The organism is Aquimarina amphilecti, assembly GCF_900109375.1.
Classification (GTDB): domain Bacteria; phylum Bacteroidota; class Bacteroidia; order Flavobacteriales; family Flavobacteriaceae; genus Aquimarina; species Aquimarina amphilecti.
This window is the reverse complement of record NZ_FOAB01000003.1, coordinates 459,464-483,404: the sequence shown is the minus strand read 5'-3', so window position 1 is coordinate 483,404 and position 23,941 is coordinate 459,464. Positions and strand designations below refer to the sequence as shown.

Sequence of the window (23,941 nt, the reverse complement as noted above, 5' to 3'; positions counted from 1 at the left end):
TTAAAAGTTAAGAATAACGATATTATATAAATATGTATACGCTATCAAGTAAATTAAGATTATTTTCTATCATTCTTGTGGTTATAGGTGCAATAGGGTTAACTTATGGTTTCCTTTCTGCTCCTAATACTATCGAAGAGGTAAAAGAAATGATGGCAGCACACGATGCGCACGGAAGTGGACATGGTGATACGCAGGCAACAACTGATTCACATGCTTCTGATGGGCATGGTACTGAAACTCATGATAAAGCGGATGCACATGCAGGTGATGCACATTATGAGCATACCTTACATCAATTACAAAATAAACCTTGGGCAGCATTATATGTAGCCGCGTTTTTCTTTTTCATGATCGCTTTAGGTGTTCTTGCATTTTATGCAATACAATTTGCGGCACAGGCAGGATGGTCTCCTGTACTTTTTAGAGTTATGGAGGCGATTACGGCATATTTGGTTCCTGGAGGAATTATTTTGTTTGTGATCTTAGCGTTATCAGGTTTTCATATAAATCACCTTTTTGTTTGGGCTGATCCAGAAGTAGTTGCTCATGATGAATTAATTCAAGGTAAAGTAGGATGGTTAAATGGAACTGGATTTATATTTAGAGCAGCCATTTTCTTAGGAGGTTGGATGTTATATCGTCATTTTGCAATAAAATATTCTAGAAAACAAGATGAGGATGCTACTGGTAATAAGTGGTATAAAAAGAGTTTTAAAATATCTGCTGGTTTTTTAGTGTTCTTTATTTATACGGAGTCTATGGCATCTTGGGATTGGATAATGAGTTTTGATCCACACTGGTTTAGTACATTGTTTGGATGGTATGTTTTTGCAAGTTTATTTGTATCTGGTATAACTACAATTGCTTTGATTACTATTTATCTTAAGTCTAAAGGATATATGGAATTTGTAAACAATAGTCATATTCATGATTTAGCAAAATTTATGTTCGGTGTTAGTATATTCTGGACGTACCTTTGGTTCTCTCAGTTTATGTTGATTTGGTATTCTAATATACCTGAAGAGGTGACGTATTTTATAACACGTATTGAAGATTATAATTTACCTTTCTTTGGAATGTTAATTATGAATTTTATATTCCCACTATTGGTATTAATGAATAGTGATTACAAGCGCATCAATTGGTTTGTGGTAATGGCAGGTATTATTATTTTATGCGGACATTATATAGATGTATTTAATATGGTAATGCCGGCTACAGTTGGTGAGTCTTGGTTTATTGGTATTTCAGAAATTAGTGCTGTGTTGTTATTTTTAGGGTTGTTCCTATTAGTAGTATTCAAGGCTCTTACAAAAGCACCATTATTAGCAAAAGGGAACCCTTATATTGAAGAAAGTAAACACTTTCATTATTAAAAATTAGATCGTAAAAAAGAAGATAGATAAAAAATGACTGTATTCTTAACCATAGTAGTTATAGCACTTATAGGGATCTCCTTATGGCAGATGTCAAAAATATTGAAATTGTCTCAAGTTAAAGGAGCGGATAATTCTCAAGTTGCTAACGACAAGGATAATAACTTACAAGGTAAGTTAATGCTTGCTTTTGTAATATTCATGTACCTTTTAACTATATATTGCTTTGTGCAATATCATACATTTTTCCTTCCAGAATCAGCTGCGGAGCATGGTATTGAGTATGATAGATTGATGATTATATCAATGATCTTAATTTTTATTGTTCAATTTATTACTCAAGGACTATTACACTTTTTTTCGTATAAGTACAGAGGTAATAAAAATAACAAAGCATTATTCTTTGCGGATAATGATAAGTTAGAGTTTATTTGGACTATTATTCCTGTGATTGTTTTGGCAGGATTGATTATATATGGATTGTTCACTTGGACTGATATCATGAATATCGATGAGGAAGAGGGTGATCCGTTAATTATAGAATTATATGCATACCAATTTGATTGGAGGGCAAGATACTCTGGAGAAGATAATGTATTAGGGAAAGCAAATGTTCGTTTTATAGAAGGTGTAAATACACTAGGATTGGATGGGTCTGATTCTTATGGTATGGATGATAAGATTGTAAATGAATTACATTTACCAGTGAATAGGAAGGTGATTTTTAAGATGCGTTCTCAAGATGTTTTGCATTCAGCTTACATGCCGTTTTTTAGAGCACAGATGAATGTAGTTCCCGGTATGATTACGGAATTTTCTTATACACCGATATTAACTTCCGATGAGATGCGTAATAGTGAGTTTATGGTAGAAAAAGTAGCCACTATTAATAAAATTAGAAAAGAAAAGAGTAAGCAATTAGTTGCTGCAGGAGATGAGGCTTTGGAGACTTATGAATTTGACTATTATTTATTATGTAATAAAATTTGTGGTGCTTCTCACTACAATATGCAAATGAAGATTATAGTGGAGTCAGAGGAAGATTATAATGCTTGGTTAAAAACGCAACAAACGTTTAAAGAGCAACTATCAGCTCAGGCAAGTAATTAAGAGAAAGAAAAAGAGAAATTATTATATTTTTATTAAAAGAATAACTGTATGTCAGCAATAGCACACGTAGATGATCACACAGAAGATCACGATCACGGACATCATCATAAAGAGACATTTATAACTAAATATATTTTTAGTCAGGATCATAAGATGATTTCTAAACAGTATTTAATTACTGGATTGATTATGGGAATCATCGGTATTGCAATGTCTTTATTATTTAGAATGCAATTAGCATGGCCTGACCATAAATTCACAATTTTTGAAGTACTGTTGGGTAAGTTTGGAGAAGATGGAGTAATGGATCCTAGTATGTACCTTGCTTTGGTAACAATACATGGTACAATAATGGTATTTTTCGTTCTTACTGCTGGTTTAAGTGGTACGTTCAGTAACCTTTTGATTCCATTGCAGATTGGTGCTAGAGATATGGCTTCTGGTTTCTTGAATATGGTTTCGTATTGGTTGTTTTTCTTAAGTAGTGTAATAATGGTGTTATCTCTGTTTGCAGAAGCAGGACCAGCATCTGCAGGATGGACAATTTATCCGCCATTAAGTGCCTTGCCACAAGCAATAGGTGGTTCTGGTACTGGGATGACATTGTGGTTAGCATCTATGGCAATCTTCATTGCTTCGTCATTACTGGGGTCGTTAAACTATGTAGTAACGGTTATTAACTTACGAACAAAAGGAATGTCGATGACACGTATGCCATTAACTATTTGGGCATTCTTTGTTACGGCAATTATTGGTGTAGTATCTTTCCCTGTTTTATTGTCAGCTGCTTTACTATTAATAATGGATAGAGGTTTTGGAACTTCATTCTATTTAAGTGATATTTATATTGCTGGGGAAGTTTTGCATAATCAAGGTGGATCACCAGTACTTTTTGAACATTTATTTTGGTTCTTGGGTCACCCAGAAGTATATATTGTATTATTACCGGCTTTAGGGATAACATCAGAAATTATAGCTACTAATGCACGTAAACCTATATTTGGATATAGAGCGATGGTTGCTTCAATTTTAGCAATTGCATTTTTGTCTACGATTGTATGGGGTCACCATATGTTTATTTCGGGGATGAATCCATTTTTAGGTTCGGTATTTACGTTTACAACTTTATTGATTGCGATACCATCTGCGGTAAAAGCATTTAATTATATAACTACGCTTTGGAAAGGTAATCTGCAGCTCAATCCCGCAATGTTGTTCTCAATCGGATTAGTATCCACTTTTATTACAGGAGGTCTTACAGGGATTATTCTTGGAGATAGTACTTTAGATATTAATGTGCACGATACGTATTTTGTAGTTGCGCATTTCCACTTGGTGATGGGTATCTCTGCACTATATGGATTATTTGCTGGAGTATATCATTGGTTCCCTAAGATGTATGGAAAGATGATGAATAAAAATCTTGGATATGTTCATTTCTGGGTAACGGCAATAGGAGCTTATGGAGTATTTTTCCCAATGCACTTTATTGGTATGGCAGGATTACCACGTCGTTATTATACGAATAGTAATTTCCCATATTTTGATGATTTAGCTGATACTAATATATTAATTACTGTATTTGCATTGATTACAGCAGCTGCACAATTGGTGTTTCTTTATAATTTTATACATTCTATTTTCTATGGAAAGAAAGCTGTTCAGAATCCTTGGAAATCAAATACTATGGAATGGACTACTCCTGTAGAGCATATGCATGGTAACTGGCCAGGTGCAATTCCACATGTATATAGATGGCCATATGATTATAGTAAAACTAGAGAAGATGGTGAATATGTAATTCCTGGACAGGATTATGTTTCTCAAATTACTCCAATGCAAGATGGAGAAGAGGAAATGCATCATTAACTAATCTCTTTATATAAGAAATTAAATAAAACCCTTTTGAGTTAATCTCGAAAGGGTTTTATTTTTTGATAGTATAAAAGGTTTTATCAGATCAATATTATATAGAAGCATAGTTTAGTAGTTTGTTAAATTGAATTTTAGTGCTATTTTAGAGTGTTAATACAAAATTCAAAATTGAACTACCTATCTCCGGCATATGTCTTTTGTTATATAAGTATAGTTATTGTGTTTTTTTGTGGGTTATTTTTTGGGAATCAAGAGTTAATCTATGTAAAACCGATTTCTTCTTTTACACTGATTTGGATTTATTATGAAAACAGGAAGAGGGTAAGTTTTCTATATCCATTGATTATCATCATTATTATGATAAATGATGTTCTTGTTTTAAAAGATTTTGATTTATTTTTTGAATATATAAGTATATTGTTATTGTTGTATTATTTTTTATGCTCATACTTGTTGTTGCCGTTTATTTCTTTAAAAAATATTAGGTATAAAGAAGTGCTTTCTCCTTCGGTAGTAATTGGCCTGTTATTAGTAGTTTATCTTGCCATTTCTATTTTTAATATGACAATGCCAGGTTTTCAGGATTCTATTGGTAATGGTGTAATAATAGTTGTTTCTTTATTTTATTTTTTGGGATGCTGTTTTATAATTTATTTGAGAAATCATTATCAATATTCTTACTATCTGTTAATTGCGGCAAGTAGTTGTATTTTGGTTAATGCTTTAGTCCCTGTACAAGAGTTATATTATAATAATGTCGTTTTTGAAGCTATTATATATTCTGTAGATATAATTGCGATGTTATTTTATTTAAAATTTTTGATACGTACTAAACCTATGGAAGAAACTAAAGGATCTAATTTTATTTAATATGGCGGTGCATGATAATCGATATAATATTTGTTTAATTATTATATGTTGAATGTAGTAATAATTAAGTATCTAAAGAATTATTATAATGAAGACACTCTTTCTTTTTCCAGTATATTTGTTTACGCTGATGTCTATTGCTAAAGAGATGACTTCTAAACTCAGTTAATTTTATTTAAAATAATGAACGAAAACCTTAACCCATCAAGTGAGAATTTTTCTAATGAAGATCTTGATATAGAAAGAGCTTTAAGACCACTGGCGTTTGAAGATTTTGCTGGTCAGGATCAGGTATTGGAAAATCTTAAGATTTTTGTTCAAGCTGCTAATCTTAGAGATGAGGCATTAGATCATACATTATTTCATGGACCTCCAGGTTTAGGTAAAACTACGTTAGCACATATTTTAGCTAATGAATTAGGAGTAGGGATAAAGGTAACATCCGGACCAGTGTTGGATAAACCAGGTGATTTAGCAGGTCTGTTAACCAATCTTGATGATCGAGATGTTTTATTTATAGATGAGATTCATCGATTAAGCCCAATAGTAGAAGAGTATTTATACTCGGCTATGGAGGATTATAAGATTGATATAATGATCGAAAGTGGTCCTAATGCGCGTACAGTTCAGATTAATTTAAATCCATTTACATTAGTTGGAGCAACTACAAGATCAGGACTGTTAACTGCTCCGATGAGAGCACGTTTTGGTATTCAATCTAGGTTGCAATATTATACAACGGAATTACTGGCTACGATAGTAGAAAGAAGTGCACATATATTAAATGTTCCGATTTCAATGGAAGCAGCTATAGAAATTGCGGGACGAAGTAGAGGAACTCCTAGGATTGCAAATGCTTTATTACGTAGAGTGCGTGATTTTGCTCAAATTAAAGGTAACGGTAAGATTGATATAGAGATTTCTAAATTTGCTCTTAAAGCCCTTAATGTGGATGCTCATGGTCTCGATGAAATGGATAATAAAATTCTTACGACTTTAATTGATAAATTTAAAGGTGGTCCAGTTGGGATCACTACTTTGGCAACCGCTGTAAGCGAAAGTGCAGAAACTATAGAAGAAGTTTATGAACCCTTTTTGATTCAACAAGGGTTTATTATGAGAACTCCTAGAGGGAGAGAGGTTACAGAAGCAGCCTATAAGCACCTAGGACGAGTTAAAGGAGGCATTCAAGGAGGATTGTTTTAGTCTTTTTGAAAATAATAATAATATGACAATACCTAAGGTTTCTTTTTTTAATGTTCTTAAGAATGCTAAAAGTATTCTTAGTAATCCATTACCATTCCATAATAAGAATTTTGAGAAGCATGGAGATGTTTTTGAAGTAAATTTAGGGTTTGGAAATTCAGTTATTTTTACCAGAGATGCGGGTTTTGCAAAACACATGTTACAAAATCAACATAGGAAATATTATAAATCCCCGCTTCAGACAAAAGACTTGGGGAAGTATATAGGTAATGGTCTGTTAACTTCTAACGGTGATCACTGGTTAAGACAAAGAAGACTTATTCAGCCTGCTTTTTATAAGAAAAAGATAGATGTAATTGCAAAAACAATTAGAGAAACAATTAATGAAGAACTCTCTAGAATAGAAGTCGACGTTTCCATGGATATTTATCCGTTGATGAATGATCTAGCTTTTAAGGTAGTTGCAAAATCGTTATTCAGTTATACTGATACAGGTAACACTATGGCTAGACTACAACATATAACGGAGGCCGCTCAAAAATCCTTAATCAGAGAAATTAGACAACCATATAAAAGATGGTGGTTTTATCTGAGTGGTCAAATAAAAAGTACGCTCACTTTAACCCAAGAAGCTCGGGATATTTTGAACGATATTATTGAAGAAAGAAGAAGGTCTGAAGACACATATGATGATCTTTTAGATATGTTATTGAGTTCTAAGTATGAAGATGGTAGTTCGATGGATAATGAAAGATTGATAGATGAAATATTGATTTTATTTGTTGCGGGACACGAAACTACTTCTAATGCATTGTCATTTTGTTTAAGTTTGTTAGCATTGCATCCAGAAATTCAGGAGTCAGCGTATGCCGAAATAACGAAGTATGGCGATCAAGAATTGTCTTTAATGGAACAGTTCGAGAAAAGTAAATATGTAGCTCAATGCATTGAGGAGTCTATGCGCTTATATCCACCAGCATATTTTTCTGACAGAGTAAATATTGAAAAAGATGAATTTAATAATATAGAGTTGTCAAAAGGCACAACAGTGCTTATCTCGTTTTTTGAAATTCATAGACATAAAGATTTCTGGGAAAACCCTACAGTTTTTGATCCAAACCGATTTCATCCAGATAATAAAAAGAAGTATTCGGACTGGTATTTTCCCTTTGGTGCAGGGCCAAGAATGTGTGTAGGGAGTAATTTTGCTATGTATGAAATGATTTATGCTGTGAGTGAATTAATTAGAAAATATAAAATTTCGACATCCATATCAGAAATAGAGATTAAGCCACTTATTACGTTAAAGCCCGTGAACGCAATATTAAAGTTTGAAAAAAGATAAAGGCTTTGAGTAATATAGCTTTACATACCCAATTAATAAAAACCGAAGCCAAGCGCCTCGGTTTTCTGTCTTGTGGAATTAGTAGAGCAGAATTTTTAGAAGAAGAAGCTCCTAGGTTGGAAAAATGGTTGCATCAAAATATGAATGGTCAAATGTCATATATGGAGAACCACTTCGACAAACGGCTAGATCCTACAAAGTTAGTTCCAGATTCGAAAAGTGTAATATCATTATTACTTAACTATTTTCCTTCAGAAACTCAAAAAGATTCAGAAGCTCCTAAAATTTCTAAATATGCTTATGGTCATGATTATCATCATGTAATTAAATCAAAGCTTAAACAACTTCAGGAGTTTATTTCGGAACAAATAGGAGAGGTTCATGGTAGAGCATTTGTAGATTCAGCTCCAGTTTTAGATAAAGCTTGGGCGGCAAGAAGTGGATTGGGATGGATAGGAAAGAATAGTAATTTGTTAACTCAAAAAGTTGGATCCTATTATTTTATTGCTGAGCTTATTATTGATCTAGATTTAGATTATGATACTCCAGTAACAGATCATTGCGGTACTTGTACAGCATGTATTGATGCTTGTCCAACTCAGGCGATCGTTGATCCTTATGTTGTGGATGGTAGTAAATGTATTTCTTATTTTACAATAGAGTTAAAAGAGGAGATTCCTGCTGATTATAAGGGGAAGTTTGATAACTGGATGTTTGGTTGTGACGTATGTCAGGATGTGTGTCCCTGGAATCGTTTTTCAAAACCGCATAGTGAACCACTTTTTAATCCCAATCCAGAATTATTAGAAATGACCAAGAAAGATTGGGAGGAAATCACTCAAGACGTGTTTTCTAAAATTTTTCAAAAATCTGCAGTGAAACGAACTAAGTTTTCTGGTTTGAATAGGAACATTCAGTTTTTGAAGTAAATACTTTTATTGTTTGATGATTTGATAATACAAACGGTTGTATATATCGTTTTACCTGTTTTTGGTGTCAAAAAATTAATATTTTTAAGAGAAACTTGTATATTCATCAGGTTTTTGGCTAAATGATTGATGCATATTGACTTATTTCGTTCTTTGTGTTAAGATTCTATATGGCTCTAAATAATATCAAGCACTAAACATTTCACACATGAATGAATTATCTTATATCGACATTACAGTAATTGTAGTGTATCTCATTGGAATTATTATTTACGGAATATCAAAATCAAAACGAGGAAGCTCTGAAGACTATTTTTTAGGAGGAAGAACAATGACTTGGCCAATTGTGGGTATTGCATTATTTTCTGCAAATATTTCTAGTTCTACTTTAGTTGGACTCGCCTCTGATGCTTATCAAACAAATATTAATGTTTATAATTACGAATGGTACGCGGTTGTTGTGTTAATTTTCTTTGCAATCTTTTTTCTTCCTTTTTATTTAAAATCTGGTGTGTATACAATGCCTGAATTTTTGGAGAGAAGGTATGATAAAAGATCTCGTTATTATTTTTCATTTATTACTGTAGTTGGTAATATTTTGGTGGATACTGCAGCAGGACTATATGTGGGTAAGATAGTGTTAACGTTGTTGTTTCCTTCAATGGATTCTACATTGATTCTAGTTATTTTGGCGGTTGCCGCTGCAGCATATACTATTCCTGGAGGATTAAATTCAGTAATTCAAACTGAAGTTATTCAAGCGATACTACTTATAATAGGTTCCTGTTTGTTAACATATTTTGCTTTTAATCAACTTGGAGGAGGTTGGTCGGGAATGATGGCAAAATTGGATACCATGTTGTCTGCAGGAGATGTTAACTTTGGAAATCGCTTAGAAGAAGGAAAATATATACCTGCTAATTCTGATGAAGTTTTTAGTCTAGTAAGGCCTAGTAATGATGAATTTATGCCTTGGTGGGGATTGTTAACAGGAGTTCCGTTATTAGGATTTTACTTTTGGGCAAATAATCAATTTATGGTACAACGTGTTTTGGGAGCAAAAGATCTTAATCACGGACGTTGGGGGGCATTATTCGCCGGATTCCTAAAATTACCTGTGATTTTTATTATGGTAGTTCCTGGGGTATTAGCATTGTTGCTATTTAGCACTTTGGATATTACAAGTCTAAATTATGCACTGACCGATGGGACTATTTGTAATAACCTTTCCGATTGTCCAAATCTTACCTACCCGGTTTTATTGTTTCAGCTATTGCCAGTAGGGGTCTTAGGTTTAGTAGTAGCTGGGCTTATGGCAGCAATGATGTCATCGGTTTCGGCAACATTTAATTCTGCATCCACTTTAGTTACTATGGACTTTGTTAAACAGTTAAAGCCAGAACTTACAAGTAAGCAATTAGTAAGAGTAGGACAAATTACTACAGTGATTTTGGTAGTTTTGGCTATTTCTTGGGTGCCATTTATAGAAAGTGTCAGTGATTCTTTATGGACATATTTACAATTGGTGATCGCATATACCTGTCCTCCGGCAGTTTCAACTTTTGTTCTTGGTCTTTTTTGGAAACGTGCTAATGGGAATGGTTCAATTGTAAGTTTGTTAACAGGTTTTTCTTTGGCTGTGTTTATGATTTTATCACAAACGTTTGATTGGATTCCTGCTATAAATGAATTACATTTCTTGGCAAAAGCTACTTGGTTATTCATACTATGTGTTATTCTTCATATAATTGTTAGTCTATTGACTAAACCGCAATCAGAACAACAGATAAAAGAGTATACATATAAGAAGGAAATGTTTAGGGAGGAGTCTAAGGAGCTTGTAGATTTACCTTGGTATAAAAATTATAGAATATTATCTGTAATATTGTTGGTGATAACTGCTATTGTAGTTGGTTTTTTCTGGTAATTAAATAATTAAATATGCGAAATTTTAAGTTTCTAGCTACATGTTTACTTGCTGTATTTCTTTTTAATTGTAATGATGATAAGAAAATTGAATATTTAGGTCATCAGCAAACACTTGATAAATTAATTTCACAAGAAGATACAGATGGTGATAAGAAAATAACAATTGACGATAAAGGGCCTAAACAATTTGAATTTATTGATGGGAATGGTAATGTGAATTTGATTGAAGGAACGTATCATTTGTCGAACTTGCTTCAAGAGTTAGCTATAGCTGATAAAAACGATACGATTTCTTTAGATAAAATCAAGGAATCTCCGAGTAACCGAATTTCAAGATTAATTAAAACTAGATACTGGGATAATCTAACAAGATCAGTAGATAAAAAAGGATTAGCAAAAGTATTAGAAGATACTAAATCAGACACAGATACTTTTAGACTATATGTGCCATTTAATGATAAAGAAGCGATTGATTATTTTGAATCTATTAAATCGCATATTCCAAAGTTAAAAGTGATAACATTACCTGAAGATATTACACCAACATATGTGAAAACATTAAATGAAGTTTCTGGTATTCTAAATTTAGCTCATAATGTAGATGAGGAAGGAAACTATCAAGCTAAACCATTTGTGGTTCCTGGAGGGCGATTTAATGAAATGTATGGTTGGGATAGTTATTTTGAGTCTGTGGGATTATTGATTGATGGACGGGCGGATTTGGCAATGTCAATGGCGGATAATTTTGGTTATCAGATTGAGCACTACGGTAAGATTCTTAATGCCAATAGAAGTTATTATCTTACCAGGACACAACCCCCGTTTTTTAGCTCATTACTTAGAGAAATATATCAACAAAACCCAAAAGTGTCAAGGGATTGGTTGTCAAGTAACCTTAAAATGGTAATAAAGGAATATAAAGATGTTTGGTCAGAAAAGGATGTTCGTTTAACAAATACTGGCTTAAGTCGCTTTTATGCAGAAGGAATTGGAATTCCTCCAGAGACAGAAAAAGGACATTTTGATTTTATATTAAATAAATATGCTGAAAAACATAAGCTTAGCTTAGATGTGTTTGTAGAGAAGTACGACTCAGGTGAAATTAAAGATAAAGAACTTGATTTGTATTTCACACATGATAGGTCCATGAGAGAAAGCGGACATGATACTTCTAATAGATTGGATGATGTTTGTGTTCATCTTAATACAGTAGGAATTAATAGTCTTTTATATAAGTATGAAAAGGATATAGCTTATTTGATAAGAGAAGCGTTTAATGATAAATTTGTTATAGATTCTAAGGAATACTCCTCTGTTTTTTGGTTAGAAAAAGCAGAAGAGAGAAATAAACTAATGAATGATCTATTATGGGATAAAGAAAAGGAAGTTTATTATGATTATAATTTTGTAACAAAAACAAAACAAGAGATAGAATCTGCTACTAATTATTATCCACTTTGGGCTGGATTAAGTACTAAAGATCAGGCAGCTTCTTTGGTGAAGAATTTATTTGATAATTTAGTGCAAAAGGGTGGTGTTGCGGCAACAATGGATATTGCTAATAAAGAAGATCCAAATGCGCCCCAACGCCAATGGGATTATCCTAATGGTTGGGCACCACATCAAATGATGATATGGAGAGGTCTTATAAATTATGGGTATGAAAAAGAGGCTCAGGAATTGGTGTATCGTTGGTTATGGATGATTACGAAGAACGCAGTCAATTATAATGGTACTATTCCCGAAAAGTACGATGTAGTAAAATGTACACATAAAGTATATGCAGAATACGGTAACGTTGGGACAGAATTTGATTATATAACGCCAAGTGGATTTGGATGGATGAATGCATCTTATCAATTAGGGTTAAGTATTTTAGATAAAACACTACAATCTCAATTAGATCAGCTAGTGGATCCTGATGATATATTTAATAAAAGAGATTAATAGTTGTGTAATTCGCAATATAATTCATAAAAAACCAATAAGTTTTTTGAAACTTCAATTTTTTTAAAGATTACCTTGTTTTGTCTTTTGCATCTCGCATAGACTTGTACCTTTGTATAGCACACAATTTTATTGATATAGTATGAGTATCGAAAGTAAACGAAGAGAAGCGTTAATTTATCACGCGAAACCTACTCCTGGTAAAATCAAAGTAGTACCTACCAAAAAATATGCTACGCAAAGAGATTTGTCATTGGCATATTCTCCTGGAGTGGCAGAACCTTGCTTAGAAATCGAAAAAGATACAGCAAACGTATATAAGTATACTGCAAAAGGAAACTTAGTAGCAGTAATATCTAATGGAACAGCTGTTTTAGGATTAGGAGATATTGGTCCTGAAGCCTCTAAGCCCGTTATGGAAGGTAAAGGATTATTATTTAAAATCTTTGCAGATATAGATGTATTTGATATTGAAGTTGACACTAAAGATGTGGATGCGTTTATCGAAACAGTGAAAAATATAGCACCAACTTTTGGCGGGATTAATCTAGAAGATATTAAAGCTCCGGAAGCTTTTGAAATAGAAAGACGCCTAAAGGAAGAGTTAGATATCCCTGTGATGCATGATGATCAACATGGAACTGCTATTATTTCTGCAGCGGCATTATTAAATGCATTAGAAATTGCTGGAAAAGATATTGGCAAAGTCAAAATAGTAGTAAGTGGAGCCGGAGCTGCAGCAGTTTCTTGTACAAGGCTATATAAAGCTTTTGGAGCAAAAGCTGAAAATATAGTAATGACTGATAGTAAAGGTGTAATTCGAAAAGATAGAGATACTCTAACTCCAGAAAAAGCAGAATTTGCAACAAATCGAGATCTTGATACTCTTGCAGATGCTATGAAAGATGCTGATGTGTTTATTGGTTTGTCTATGGCTAATTTGGTGGAGCCAGAAATGTTATTATCCATGGCTAATGACCCTATAGTATTTGCTATGGCGAACCCTGATCCAGAAATAAGATATGATCTAGCTGTACAAACACGTAAGGATATTATTATGGCTACAGGACGAAGTGATCATCCTAATCAGGTTAATAATGTTCTTGGTTTTCCGTTTATATTTAGAGGAGCCCTAGATGTAAGAGCTACTGGTATTAATGAAGAAATGAAAATGGCGGCTGTAAAAGCATTAGCAGATTTAGCTAAAGAACCAGTACCTGAGCAAGTAAATATTGCTTATGGAGAAACCAGACTAAATTTTGGAAGAGATTATATTATACCGAAGCCTTTTGATCCTAGATTAATTGCAAAAGTTCCTCCAGCTGTGGCTAAAGCTGCTATAGAGAGTGGTATCGCTACAGAACCAATAGAAGACTGGGATAAATATGAAAGTGAGCTTCTTGACCGGATGGGGAATGATAATAAATTGGTTCGATTATTAATGGATCGAGCTAAGTTAAGCCCTAAAAAAGTTGTTTTTGCAGAAGGAGATCATCTAGATGTATTAAAAGCAGCGCAGACGGTAAAAGAAGAAGGAATAGCTTTCCCAATATTATTAGGGCGAAAAGATATTATTGCTGAGTTGATGAAGGAGATCGATTTTGATCCTACAGGAGTTACTATCATTGATCCTAAAGCAGATGAGGAAATTGATAGGAAAAATAGATATGCTCAGAAATATTGGCAAGATAATAGTAGAAAAGGAATAACACTTTATGGAGCACAACGATTGATGCGTGAGCGTAATTATTTTGCTGCAATGATGGTTAATGAGGGTGATGCAGATGCTTTGTTGTCGGGGTATTCACGAAGCTATCCTACGGTGTTAAAGCCGATGCTAGAACTTATAGGTTTGGCTAAAGGAGCTACCAGAATAGCTACAATGAATGTAATGATGACTAATAAAGGCCCTTTGTTTATAAGTGATACTTCTATTAATATTGACCCTACATCTAAAGAGTTGGCAAAAATTGCTCAAATGACAGCAAGAACTGTGGAGATGTTTGGAGTTGATCCTGTTATTGCAATGATATCTTATGCTAACTTTGGATCTTCAAAACATCCCAATGCTTCTAAAGTAAAAGACGCAGTTTCATATTTACATCGTTATTACCCGAATCTTATTGTTGATGGAGAATTACAAATGGATTTTGCTTTAAATAGGGATATGAGAAAAGATAAATTCCCGTTTTCTAAACTTAATGGTCGTAAAGTAAATACATTGGTTTTTCCAAATTTAGATTCTGCTAATAGTACATATAAAATGCTTAAAGAATTAAATAATTCGGAATCTATAGGGCCTATAATGATGGGGATGAAAAAACCAGTTCATATACTTCAGTTAGGTGCAAGTGTAGAGGAGATGGTTAATGTTGCTGCCGTTGCTGTAATAGATGCTCAGGAAAAAGAAAAAAGAGAAAAAGAGATGTTTTCACTTGTTTCCGGTGATGTGTAGTGATTAGATACTCCTGAAAGAAATTTAATAGTAAAATAAGCTTCAAAAAATATAAGTTTTTGAAGCTTATTTTTTTAAACCGTATTGTAGTATAATTTTCTTACTTTTGGATGCTTAACACTCATTTAACTAATGATTACACAAATCAAGGGGCGACTTGTAGAAAAAAATCCAACAGATGTAGTGATAGATTGCAATGGTGTCGGATACCTTTTACATGTTTCATTGCATACATTCTCGTTAATACCAGATCAAGAAGTTTTACAATTATATACGCATCTGCAAGTAAAGGAAGACTCTCACACATTATTTGGTTTTGCGGAAAAATCTGAACGTGAAATTTTTAGACTTTTGATTTCTGTTTCTGGTATTGGAGCAAGTACAGCTAGAACTATGCTCTCTTCGTTACACCCTGATCAGATAAAAGATGCCATAGCTTCTAATGATGTAGCAACTATACAATCCATTAAAGGAATTGGAGCTAAAACCGCTCAACGTGTAATTATTGATCTAAAAGATAAAATTCTTAAAGTTTATAATATTGATGAACTTTCTGTGTCCCAAAACAATACTAATAAAGATGAAGCGTTATCTGCATTAGAAACCCTTGGATTTAATAGAAAACAATCAGAAAAAGTTGTAGATAAAATTCTTAAGGTCAGCCCCGACGAAACAGTAGAAAATATTATTAAACAAGCACTAAAAAATTTATAAAAACATTGAGTTCATTACATTCCTTATATTTTAAATTTTTCAAAAGACTAGTTTGTTTAATCGTACTTTATGGGGGAGTACTTTTTGGTCAGGAAAATGAGACAGTACGTGATTCTACAAGTACCACATTTTCTTTAGGTGAAATTTCTTTACCTGATCCTAACAGTATCATAAATAAATATGAATATGACCCAATAACAAATCGCTATATATATCGTGAAATGTTAGGGACATTTAATGTTAGATACCCTTTGTTTCTTACTCCAGAAGAGTTTGAAGATTTAGTAGAACAAGAGCAAAGAAGAGATTATTTTAAAGAGAAAATAAGCGCCTTTAGTGGGAAAACTGATGGAAGCGAAGAGAAGCGTAAAAACCTTCTTCCAATTTTTTATGTGAATTCAAATTTTTTCGAATCAATTTTTGGGGGTAATGAAATTGAAATAATCCCTCAAGGATCTGTTGAGATGGATCTAGGGATTTTGTATACAAAACAGGATAATCCAGCTTTTTCTCCTAGAAATAGAAGTAATTTTACCTTTGATTTCGATCAAAGAATTAGCCTTAGTTTGTTGGGTAAGGTTGGTAAAAGATTACAGATTACAGCAAATTATGATACAGAATCAACTTTTGATTTCCAAAATCAAATAAAGTTAGAGTATACTCCAACAGAAGATGATATTATTAGAAGTATTGAGATTGGTAATGTAACAATGCCTATCAATAATTCATTGATCCAAGGGTCTCAGAGTCTTTTTGGAGCAAAGCTTGGACTACAGTTCGGGAAGACCAGTGTTACTGCTGTATATTCTGAACAAAGATCAGAAACAAGATCAGTTAATGTGCAAGGAGGGGGAACTGTTGAGGATTTTGAAATTTTTGCTTTAGAGTATGATGATAATAGACATTATTTCTTATCACATTATTTTCGAGATACTTATGATGGGGCGTTAACCAATTATCCTTTTATTAATAATAATATTCAAATTACTAGAATAGAAGTTTGGTTAACGAACAGAGCTACAAGTGCGCAAACGCTAACCGATGCAAGAAATATTGTTGCAATTCAAGATTTAGGGGAATCACCAGATGCGGGTAATTTTACCATACCAGTTTCGTTGTTTAATCAACCGGCAGGATCTTTTCCTGATAATAGAAATAATGATTTAGATCCTTCTGCGATAGGACCTGGAGGACCAATTACTGATGCAGTACGTCAGATACCAACAGTACAGCAAGGGTTTACAGGAGCGATTACAGGATTTAATGAAGGGTTTGATTATGCGGTTTTGGAAAATGCAAGACAATTAAATCAAAGTGAGTATACTTTAAATACTCAGTTGGGGTATATATCTTTAAATCAAAAGTTAAATAATGATGAGGTTCTTGCCGTTGCGTTTCAATATACAGTAGGAGGAGAGGTATTTCAAGTAGGAGAGTTTGCAAATGATGGAGTAGATGCTACAATCGGAGATAATTCAGGAACGGGTGTTGAGTCAGGTTCTAGTAATAGTTTGGTTGTAAAAATGTTGAAAAGCCCCATAACTAATGTAGATCTTCCAATCTGGGACCTGATGATGAAAAACATCTATAGTACTGGAGCCTTTAGATTAAATGCGGAAGATTTTAGGTTAAATATAGTATACACTAATCCGTCTCCCGTTAATTATATTACGCAGGCAGAGGGTTCTGCTACAATATTACCGGACGATGTTGCTGATACAAGGTTATTGAGTGTTTTTAATATGGATCGATTAAATCCGAATAATGATCCTGTACAAGGAGCGGATGGTTCAGGAGATGGTTTCTTTGATTATGTTCCGGGATTAACTATTGATCCCGAAAACGGAAGAGTAATTTTTACCACAGTAGAGCCTTTCGGACAGCATCTTTTTAATAAGTTAGATAACGACGGTATTACTAATCCCAATGATTATAATAATCCATTAAATTATAATGATAACCAAAGTAAGTATGTATTTCGAGAGTTGTATACTGAAACAAAAGTAATAGCAGATCAACAGGCAGCAGAAAATAAATACTTCCAGTTAAAAGGAAGATATAAATCTTCTGGACAGGATGGAATACCACTGGGTGCATTTAACGTTCCTCAAGGATCTGTTACGGTTACCGCAGGAGGAAGAACATTACAAGAAGGTGTAGATTATACTGTGAATTATTCGTTAGGAAGGGTGAATATATTGGACGAAGCTTTGTTAGCTTCTAATACACCAATTCAAGTTTCTACGGAGAATAATGCTGTATTTGGTCAACAGACTAAACGTTTTACAGGAGTTAATATAGAACATAAGTTTAGTGATAACTTTATTCTAGGTGGAACGTATTTGAACCTTAATGAAAGGCCTATTACTCAAAAATCTAGTTACGATTTTGAGCCAATCAATAATACTTTGTTAGGATTTAATCTTAATTACTCTACAGAGGTTCCTTTCTTAACCAGGATGGTAAATAAATTACCTAATATTGATACAGATGTACCTTCTAATGTTTCTGTTAGGGCAGAAGGTGCTTATTTGATTGCAGGAGCTCCAAAAGGTGCAGATTTCGGAGGGAAAGTAACTACATATATAGATGATTTTGAAGGCGCACAGACACAAATAGATGTGAGTTCGGCTTTGTCTTGGGAACTTTCTAGTATACCAATAGGTTTTGATTCTAGAAGTAGTGATGCGGTTCTTGATGGAATAGAATCAGGATTTAGAAGAGCAGATTTATCTTGGTATACAGTTGATCCTATATTTTATACAAATGATAAACCTAGTGGTATTTCTGATGAAGATGAAGAGTTTAATCCAGCAAGAAGGATTTTTCTAGATGAAATTTTTCCTGATACAGATAGACCTCCTGGACAGACATTATCCTTATTTCCGTTGGACCTTCATTATAGACCATCAGAACGTGGCCCTTATAATTATAATGATCAAGCTGCTGCTGATAATGTATTGCCAAACCCTGAAGATAACTTTGCTGGGATTACACGTCAATTGACATCAACTAATTTTGAGCAATCAAATGTAGAGTTTATAGAGTTTTGGTTAATGGATCCATTTTTTGATCCTGGAGGTGGAGGTGCTCCATTGACAAATGCTACAAATGGAACAATAGTTTTTAACCTTGGTAACATAAGTGAAGATGTTCTTAAGGATGGAAGAAAACAGTATGAAAATGGACTCCCAGCGGACGGTACAGATACAGATACTTCTCCAACGGATTTTGGTAAAGTTCCTGTAAATCAATCTTTAATTTATGCATTTGACTCAGAAGGACAGGCAAGAGTAAATCAAGATGCTGGATATGATGGATTAAGTGATGCAGAAGAAGGAGCTTCTTTTCCAACTTTTGATCCTAATGATCCTGCCAATGATAACTATAGATATTTTTTGCAAGGAGAAGGTAATATTGTACAACGATATAATGATTATAATGGAACGCAAGGAAACTCGCCAACAAGTGTTTCTAATGAAGATCGGGGGAATACTACGTTTCCAACAGCAGAGGATGTGAATCGTGATAATACTATGAATACTATAGATAGTTATTTTGAGTATGAAATACCGATTTTTCCTAATATGGATGTTGGTACCGATGGAGGTACTGGTTATGTTACTGATATTAGAGAAGGTAATAGAACGATCTTAAATGGCCAGAATCATGCGTACAGGTGGCTTCGTTTTAAAGTTCCGATTTATGAGCCAACTAATGCTAGGAACATTAGTGATTTTAGGTCTATCCGATTTATGAGGATGGTGGTAACTGGTTTTGATGAGCCGGTAATATTAAGATTTGCTACATTAGATCTGGTTCGAGGAGATTATAGAAGGTATGTTCAGCTAGGAAATGTAACTAATGATCCAACAAGTGGATTGAATGTTTTTGGAGACAATGAAGTGTTGGTAACTTCGGTTAGTGAAGAAGAGACTCCTAATTATGTGACTCCTCCCGGAGTAAGAAGGGAAGAGTTGATAAATAATAATACTACAATACGAGAAGATGAAAGATCGTTGGCCTTAACAGTAAATGATCTTCAAACGGATGACTCTAGAGGTGTTTATAAAAATTTTAATGTAGACATGCGTCAATATGAAAATCTCGAATTATTCTTGCACGCAGAAAATCTTCCCGGTCAATCTTCATTAGCAAATGATGAGTTAGTCGCTTTTGTAAGGATGGGTAATGACTTTACGAATAACTTTTATCAGATAGAATTACCGCTTCAAGTTTCTGATTTGAATACAAGGGTTCCTGATCAGGTATGGCCTGAAGGGAATAGATTAAACCTTCCTTTAGAATTTCTTCAGGAAGTAAAAGCCACAGTAATAGGAGATGGTTCTTTAAATAGTTCAAATCTTAACTTTTTTGATGGACCAAATAATCTAAGAGTTGGAATAAAAGGAAATCCAAATTTTGGAGATATTCAGGTGATGATGGTTGGAGTTAAGAACGCCAGCAATACGAGTGAATCTGGTTCTGTTTGGTTTAATGAAATGCGTTTAAGTGATCTTAAAAACCGTGGAGGTTGGGCTACTGTGGGTAGTGTGGATGCTAATATAGCTGATTTTGCAACCGTTAGTGCTTCTGGTAGGATTAGTACAATAGGTTTTGGGGGTATAGAACAAGGACCAAACGAACGAAGTATTGAAGATGTTAAACAGTACGATCTTACTACCAATGTAAATTTGGGTCAATTACTACCTAAGAAATGGGGATTACAGGTTCCTTTTAATTATAGTAGAGGAGAAGAGTTAATTACACCGCAATATGATCCAGAATTTTTAGATTTAGAATTACAAGATAGGTTGGATAATGAGACAGATCCGGAAGAAAAAGAAAGAATAAGAAGACAATCTGTAAATTATACAAAAAGACAAAGTTTTAATGTAATTGGGCTTCGGAAAGATAGAACAGGTGATAGTAAACCTATGCCTTATGATGTAGAAAACTTAGCGTTCTCTGGGACATATAACCAAACAGATCATCATGATTTTGAAATAGAGAATTCATTAGATCAAAGTGTACGTTTGGGCGGAACTTATGACTTTAGTTTTCAGCCTAAAGAAGTTGAACCATTTAAGAAGGTGAAGTTTTTAGGAAAGAGTAAGTATTTTGATTTGATAAAGGATTTTAATTTTAATTTATTACCAACAAGTATTTCTGTTAATTCGAATATTACAAGGCAGTTTAATGAGCAAGTGTTTAGGGATATAACATTAGGGCCAAATGATTTAAGGTTGCCGGCACTAACACAGCGTAATTTTCTGTTTGATTGGCAATTCGGTATTAATTACAACTTAACAAAATCACTTAATTTTAGTTTTAATTCTGCTAATAATAGAATTGTAAAGAATTTTATCGATGATGATGGTAATGTAGATGATTCTATTGGTGTTTGGAGTGGTTTGTTTGATGTAGGAGATCCTAACTTTCATAGTCAACAATTACAGGTTAATTATGAAATACCGTTTAATAAGATTCCTTTATTTAAGTTCATGAGAGCAACCTATTCTTATTCTGCGGATTTTCAGTGGACCAAAGGAAGTGAAGCTTTAAAGAATCTAGATGGAATACCTGATTTAGGAAACACTGTACAAAATGCAAATATCCATACGGTAAATGGTTCTCTGGATATGGGAACTCTTTATAAATATGTTGGTTTGACTAAGAAGAAACCAGGAAGAAAGAAAGCTAAGAAAAAGAAAAAAGCAAAAGAGGGCGATGATGGTAAAGAAGCTAAGCCTGCTTTAGCTGATTCGAAAAAGAGAACTAAAAAGAAATCAAGTAAGCTTACTATTGGTGATAAAGTGCTTAATACAGCGATAGGTTTGGTTACTGCTGTTAAGAAAGTTAATATTAATTACCAGCAGGATAATGGTATTTTCTTGCCAGGTTATGTTCGTGAACCAGGATTTGTTGGAACATTAAAACCTACCGTTGGATTTACCTTCGGAAGTCAAGCCGAAATAAGAGATTTAGCGGCAAGAAATGGATGGTTAACCTTGTATCAGGATTTTAATCAGCAATATCGAGAGGTAGAAGGAAGACAATTGAATATACAGGCTTCCGTAGACTTGCTTAAAGATCTTAAGATTGATATTAGTGCTAGTAGGAATTATTCTGAAACTTATACAGAGAATTATAGAGTTAATTTGGATGTAGAAGATAATTTTGATGGAAATATAAACTTAGACAATCCATATTCGACCTTAACAGGAAATACTTTCGGAAACTATACTGTTTCAACTCTTTTAATAGGTACCGCTTTTAAGAAGAGTGATGAATTGAATTCAGAAACTTTTGATAAATTTCGAGAGAATAGATTAATTATTGCAAGGCGCTTAGCTTTGGAAAGAGGTATAGATCCAGGAACTGGGAATAATTTCCCTGTTGGTTTAGGGCCTACAAATCAAGCAGTACTTTTACCAGCGTTTCTTGCTGCGTACACAGGAGCAGATCCTCAAAACGTTCAAAAAGGAGCCTTTAGAGATGTTCCTTTGCCTAATTGGGATATTAAATATACTGGGTTAATGAACCTAAAATGGTTTAAAAAACGTTTCAAGAGATTCTCGATGGCACATGGGTATCGTGCGAATTATACAATTAATCAATTTCAGACAAATCTGGAATTTAATCCGAATAATCCGGATGAATTAGATCAAGGAGATAATTTTAAGAATCCAGAATTATACGCAAACGTTAATCTTACAGAACAATTTAGTCCATTAATTAGGTTAGATATGGAGATGAAAAACTCTATAAAAATTCTTGCGGAATGGAAAAAAGATAGGGCTTTGTCCTTAAGTTTTGATAATAATTTGCTAACAGAGATTCAAGGTAATGAATATATCATTGGTCTTGGTTATAGGGTGCAGGATTTGACTTTTGTCACTAGAATTGCGGGAAAAAAGACCACCTTAAAGAGTGACCTTAATTTTAGAGCTGATTTATCACTTCGTCAAAATGAGACAATAATTAGGTATCTGGATATAGATAATACGCAAGTTACAGCTGGACAGGATATTTATGGGATTAAGTTTACAACCGATTATGCGTTGAGTAAAAATTTGACAGCCTTGTTGTTTTATGATCATACTTTTTCCAAGTATTCAATTTCAACAGCTTTTCCACAAACTACGATTAGAGGAGGCTTTACATTAAGATATAATTTTGGGAATTAGTGATGGTTTTGTGTGATTGATTAAAAAAGAGATTTGTTAGTTTTTTTTAATTAAACCCGTTAATGATTAATTTTTAATAAATTTTAGATCTGTTTTTCTAAAATTTGATAAAATAAATTTATTTTCGTCTTCAAAATAATAACAACATTTTAAATACTATTTCGGATGAATATTCCTTCAGAATTAAAATATACAAAAGATCACGAATGGATCAAGATTGATGGAGATATAGCTACGGTAGGAATTACTGATTTTGCGCAAGGAGAATTAGGTGATATCGTTTATGTCGAGGTTGAGACAGTTGGAGAAGAATTAGAACAAGAAGAAGTTTTTGGAACCGTGGAGGCTGTAAAAACAGTTTCGGATTTATTCCTTCCATTAACAGGAGAGATTACTGAATTCAATGAGACTTTAGAGAGCGATCCAGAACTAGTTAATACAGACCCATACGGTGACGGATGGATGGTGAAAATTAAAATTGCTGACGCTTCTCAGGTGGATGAGCTTTTATCTGCTGATGGGTACAAAGAACTTATAGGTGCGTAGATATTTGCTTTGGCTAGCGGTATTGTATACCTGCGTGATAACCTGGTTATCTTTAGCAAAAGTTCTTATTCCAGTTGATATTAAGGTAGAAGGAAGTGATAAAATCGGACACTTTTTAGCATATTTTGTATTTGCAATAGTTTGGTTTTTGTTTTTCTTTTTTTCGAGAAAACAGTCAATGAGTTTTTCTAAAAGTTTGTTAATTTCAGCTGTTTTTGCCTTTTTGTTTGGGTTGTTGATGGAATTTTGTCAAGATACCTTAACTAGCTATAGAAATTCTGATTGGAATGACGTTTTAGCAAATACTTCTGGCATTGTTTTAGCAGTAATAGTGATGATAATGCTTAAAAACAAATTAGTTAGCTTTAGAATAAAAGTTTCGTAATATTAAATTTATGGAACTATGTACGTTTTATGAGATAGATAAAATGTGTGTTTTAAAAGTT

General features: G+C 33.5%; 14 protein-coding genes. All 14 read left to right on the top strand.

What is annotated here, in order from left to right:
* Nucleotides 1–32 precede the first annotated feature (32 nt).
* The 14 genes from BMY33_RS09860 (at nt 33) to BMY33_RS09795 (ending at nt 23,880) form a co-directional block, all read left to right on the top strand.
* A complete protein-coding gene (locus BMY33_RS09860; protein ID WP_091407927.1) occupies nt 33–1,379 on the top strand; it encodes a quinol:cytochrome C oxidoreductase in 1,347 nt (448 codons plus the stop codon).
* A gap of 33 nt (nt 1,380–1,412) precedes the next feature.
* Nucleotides 1,413–2,489, top strand: coding sequence for a cytochrome c oxidase subunit II (locus BMY33_RS09855; RefSeq protein WP_091407925.1), 1,077 nt, complete (start codon nt 1,413–1,415; stop codon nt 2,487–2,489).
* 48 nt (nt 2,490–2,537) lie between these two features.
* The gene (locus BMY33_RS09850; RefSeq protein ID WP_091407923.1) at nt 2,538–4,358 is read left to right on the top strand and encodes a cytochrome c oxidase subunit I; all 1,821 of its coding nucleotides are present in this window, start codon (nt 2,538–2,540) and stop codon (nt 4,356–4,358) included.
* A 174-nt stretch (nt 4,359–4,532) separates the two neighbouring features.
* Nucleotides 4,533–5,234: a hypothetical protein gene (locus tag BMY33_RS09845; RefSeq protein WP_170837052.1), complete on the top strand. Its 702-nt coding sequence runs from the start codon at nt 4,533–4,535 to the stop codon at nt 5,232–5,234.
* A gap of 183 nt (nt 5,235–5,417) precedes the next feature.
* Nucleotides 5,418–6,440 (top strand): Holliday junction branch migration DNA helicase RuvB, encoded by a 1,023-nt coding sequence (gene ruvB, locus BMY33_RS09840; protein ID WP_091407920.1) that lies wholly within the window; start codon nt 5,418–5,420, stop codon nt 6,438–6,440.
* 22 nt (nt 6,441–6,462) lie between these two features.
* Nucleotides 6,463–7,785, top strand: a complete 1,323-nt coding sequence (locus BMY33_RS09835) for a cytochrome P450 (protein ID WP_091407918.1) — start codon at nt 6,463–6,465, stop codon at nt 7,783–7,785.
* Between the two features lie 5 nt (nt 7,786–7,790).
* On the top strand, nt 7,791–8,714 hold the full coding sequence (gene queG, locus BMY33_RS09830; RefSeq protein WP_091407916.1) for a tRNA epoxyqueuosine(34) reductase QueG: 924 nt from the start codon (nt 7,791–7,793) through the stop codon (nt 8,712–8,714).
* Between the two features lie 208 nt (nt 8,715–8,922).
* Nucleotides 8,923–10,641, top strand: a complete 1,719-nt coding sequence (locus BMY33_RS09825) for a sodium:solute symporter (protein ID WP_091407915.1) — start codon at nt 8,923–8,925, stop codon at nt 10,639–10,641.
* A gap of 14 nt (nt 10,642–10,655) precedes the next feature.
* Nucleotides 10,656–12,590 (top strand): trehalase family glycosidase, encoded by a 1,935-nt coding sequence (locus BMY33_RS09820; protein WP_091407913.1) that lies wholly within the window; start codon nt 10,656–10,658, stop codon nt 12,588–12,590.
* 142 nt (nt 12,591–12,732) lie between these two features.
* Complete coding sequence (locus tag BMY33_RS09815) at nt 12,733–15,045, top strand: NADP-dependent malic enzyme (RefSeq protein ID WP_091407911.1); 2,313 nt, start codon at nt 12,733–12,735, stop codon at nt 15,043–15,045.
* Between the two features lie 132 nt (nt 15,046–15,177).
* Nucleotides 15,178–15,759 carry a Holliday junction branch migration protein RuvA gene (gene ruvA / locus BMY33_RS09810; protein WP_091407910.1) on the top strand — a complete coding sequence of 194 codons (582 nt, stop codon included), beginning with the start codon at nt 15,178–15,180 and terminating at the stop codon, nt 15,757–15,759.
* 5 nt (nt 15,760–15,764) lie between these two features.
* Nucleotides 15,765–22,949, top strand: a complete 7,185-nt coding sequence (gene sov / locus BMY33_RS09805; RefSeq protein ID WP_342028424.1) for a T9SS outer membrane translocon Sov/SprA — start codon at nt 15,765–15,767, stop codon at nt 22,947–22,949.
* A gap of 165 nt (nt 22,950–23,114) precedes the next feature.
* On the top strand, nt 23,115–23,495 hold the full coding sequence (gene gcvH / locus BMY33_RS09800) for a glycine cleavage system protein GcvH (protein WP_091407908.1): 381 nt from the start codon (nt 23,115–23,117) through the stop codon (nt 23,493–23,495).
* The gene (locus tag BMY33_RS09795) at nt 23,488–23,880 is read left to right on the top strand and encodes a VanZ family protein (protein ID WP_091407907.1); all 393 of its coding nucleotides are present in this window, start codon (nt 23,488–23,490) and stop codon (nt 23,878–23,880) included. Before gcvH ends, BMY33_RS09795 begins: the two co-directional genes overlap by 8 nt.
* Nucleotides 23,881–23,941: the final 61 nt, after the last annotated feature.

What these genes read in the sequence shown, in the direction of transcription:
- BMY33_RS09860 (WP_091407927.1), top strand. Translation starts at nt 33, where the DNA reads ATGTATACGCTATCAAGTAAATTAAGATTATTTTCTATCATTCTTGTG.
- BMY33_RS09855 (WP_091407925.1), top strand. Translation starts at nt 1,413, where the DNA reads ATGACTGTATTCTTAACCATAGTAGTTATAGCACTTATAGGGATCTCC.
- BMY33_RS09850 (WP_091407923.1), top strand. Translation starts at nt 2,538, where the DNA reads ATGTCAGCAATAGCACACGTAGATGATCACACAGAAGATCACGATCAC.
- ruvB (WP_091407920.1), top strand. Translation starts at nt 5,418, where the DNA reads ATGAACGAAAACCTTAACCCATCAAGTGAGAATTTTTCTAATGAAGAT.
- BMY33_RS09835 (WP_091407918.1), top strand. Translation starts at nt 6,463, where the DNA reads ATGACAATACCTAAGGTTTCTTTTTTTAATGTTCTTAAGAATGCTAAA.
- BMY33_RS09825 (WP_091407915.1), top strand. Translation starts at nt 8,923, where the DNA reads ATGAATGAATTATCTTATATCGACATTACAGTAATTGTAGTGTATCTC.
- BMY33_RS09820 (WP_091407913.1), top strand. Translation starts at nt 10,656, where the DNA reads ATGCGAAATTTTAAGTTTCTAGCTACATGTTTACTTGCTGTATTTCTT.
- BMY33_RS09815 (WP_091407911.1), top strand. Translation starts at nt 12,733, where the DNA reads ATGAGTATCGAAAGTAAACGAAGAGAAGCGTTAATTTATCACGCGAAA.
- ruvA (WP_091407910.1), top strand. Translation starts at nt 15,178, where the DNA reads ATGATTACACAAATCAAGGGGCGACTTGTAGAAAAAAATCCAACAGAT.
- gcvH (WP_091407908.1), top strand. Translation starts at nt 23,115, where the DNA reads ATGAATATTCCTTCAGAATTAAAATATACAAAAGATCACGAATGGATC.